This is a genomic window from Kitasatospora sp. NPDC005748 (genome assembly GCF_040630735.1).
GTDB lineage: Bacteria > Actinomycetota > Actinomycetes > Streptomycetales > Streptomycetaceae > Kitasatospora.
The window spans coordinates 1-2,436 of record NZ_JBEXYD010000149.1 but is presented as its reverse complement, the minus strand read 5'-3'; the positions used below and the strand labels follow the sequence as shown (position 1 = coordinate 2,436).

Sequence of the window (2,436 nt, the reverse complement as noted above, 5' to 3'; positions counted from 1 at the left end):
CGCAACGACTGCACCGCCAGGTGCAACGCCACCAACGACGACGAACACGCCGTGTCCACCGTCACCGCCGGCCCCTCCAACCCCAACGCGTACGAAACCCGGCCCGAGAGCACGCTGCCCGCGCTACCCGTCACCGCGTAGCCCTCGACCTCGGTCGACGCCTCGCGCAGCAGGGTCGTGTAGTCCTGCATGCTGAGGCCCGCGAAAACGCCGGTCCTGCTGCCCCGGGCCGATTCGGGGTCGATCCCCGCCCGTTCGAAGGCCTCCCACGAGGTCTCCAGCAGCAACCGCTGCTGCGGGTCCATCGCCAGCGCCTCCCGCGGCGAGATCCCGAAGAACCCCGCGTCGAACTCGGCCACCGCGTCCAGGAACCCACCGGCCCGGACGTAGGACCGCCCGGACGCGTCGGGGTCGGCGTCGTACAAGCCGTCGACGTCCCAGCCGCGGTCCGCGGGCAGCGCGGAGATCGCGTCCGCCCCCGCGTCGAGCAGCCGCCACAGGTCCTCCGGCGAGCGCACGCCACCGGGGTACCGGCAGCTCATCCCGACGATCACGACGGGCTCGTCGGATCCGGCCGTCACCGGACGGGCGGCCGGGAAGGCCGGCTGGTGCCCGAAGAGTTCGGCGTGGAGGTGGTCGGCCAGGGCGACGGGCGTCGGATGGTCGTAGATCAGGGTGGAGGTCAGCCGCAGGCCGGTCGCGATCCGCAGGCGGTTGCGCAGTTCGACGGCGGTGAGCGAGTCGAAGCCGAGCTCCTTGAAGGCGCGGCTCGGCAGGACGGTGTCGTCGGAGGAGTGCCGCAGGACGGAGGCGACCACCTGGCGGACGGTGTCCAGCAGGGCCTTCCGCTGCTCCTCGGCGGAGCGTCCGGCCAGGCGGCGGGCCAGGTCCGGGGACTCCTCGGCGGAGGTCGCGGGCGTCCGCTCCGGACCGGCCACCGGGCGACCGGCGGCGAGCAGGTCGCTCAGCAGCGGGACCGGCCTGGCGCCCGCGCCGAGCCCGGTACCGTCCCAGCGGGTGCTGAAGACGGCGACCGCGGTCTCGTCGTGGTCGAGGATCCCCACGAGCGCGTCCAGCGCCAGCTCCGGCCGGAAGGTCAGCACACCACGTCGCCGGATCTGCTCCTCGATGGCGGGCGCGGCGATGCCGCCGCCGTCCCAGTGGCCCCAGGCGATCGCGGTGGCGGGCAGGCCGTCCGCCCGCCACTGGTGCGCCAGCGCGTCCAGATAGGCGTTGCCCGGTGCGTAGTTGGCGTGACCGGCCAGGCCGCACGTCCCGGCGATCGAGGAGAACAGGACGAAGGCGGAGAGGTCCAGGCCCGCGGTCAGCTCGTGCAGCACCCGGGCGCCGCCGACCTTGACCCGGAGCACGTGCTCCATCTGATTGGTAGTCAGGTCACCGATCAGCGCGTCGTCGAGCAGGGCGGCCGTGTGGAACACGGCGGTGAGCGGGTGCTCCGCCGGCAGCGCGGCCAGCACCTCGGCGACCGCATCCCGGTCGGACACGTCGCACGCGGCCACGGTGACCTTCGCGCCGAGCCCCGTGAGCTCCGCTTCGAATGCCTCGGCGCCGGGTGCGGCACGACCGCTCCGGCTCAGCAGCAGCAGGTGTTCGGCGCCGTCGGCGGCCAGGCGCCGGGCGACGTGACGGCCGAGCGCGCCGGTGGCACCCGTGATCAGCACAGTGCCGCCAGGCCTCCAGTCACGCACCGCCCGACGGCCCGCCAGCGGCGCCCGCTCCAACCGCCGCACGAACAACCCCGCAGACCGGACCGCCAGTTCGTCCTCACCATGGCCACCCAGCAGGGCGGTGACCGTGGCCCGCGCCAGATCGACCCCGGGCGACTCCGGCACATCCACCACACCACCCCACCGGTCCGGCAGCTCCGCGGCGACCACCCGGCCCAGACCCCAGAGCATCGCCTGCTCCGGACCGGACACCCGCTCACCACCACCCACCGCCACCGCGCCCCGCGTCACACACCACAACGGCGCCGCCACACCCACGTCCTCCAACGCCTGCACCAACGCCACCGACGCCGCCAGACCCCACGGCACCGACCCACCACCAGCCACCGCACCCGACCCACTGCCCAGCAGCGACACCACCCCCGCCGGCTCACGCCCCTTCAACGACGCCGCCAACGAATCACGCCCAACCGCACCATCCACCACCAACACACCGGCATCCACACCGAGTTCGGCGAACGCCGACACCAGCGCCGACCCCCAGCCACCGTCAGCACCACCATCCGGCACCACCAGCAGCCACACACCCCCCGACCCCACCGCCGGAACCACATCCAACGGCCGCCACACCACGCGATACCGCAACGCATCCACCGCACTCAACGGCGACACACCCGAACCCACCACCGACGGCTCCAGCCAGAACCGCTCACCCTGGAACGCATACGTCGGCAACTCCACCCGACGC

At 73.3% G+C, this 2,436-nt stretch carries 1 protein-coding gene; it reads right to left on the bottom strand.

What is annotated here, in order from left to right; all coding sequences use genetic code 11:
* Nucleotides 1-1,940 (bottom strand): type I polyketide synthase (locus ABZ495_RS36950; RefSeq protein WP_359840373.1); only part of this gene is annotated, 1,940 nt, incomplete at its 3' end.
* Nucleotides 1,941-2,436 lie beyond the last annotated feature (496 nt).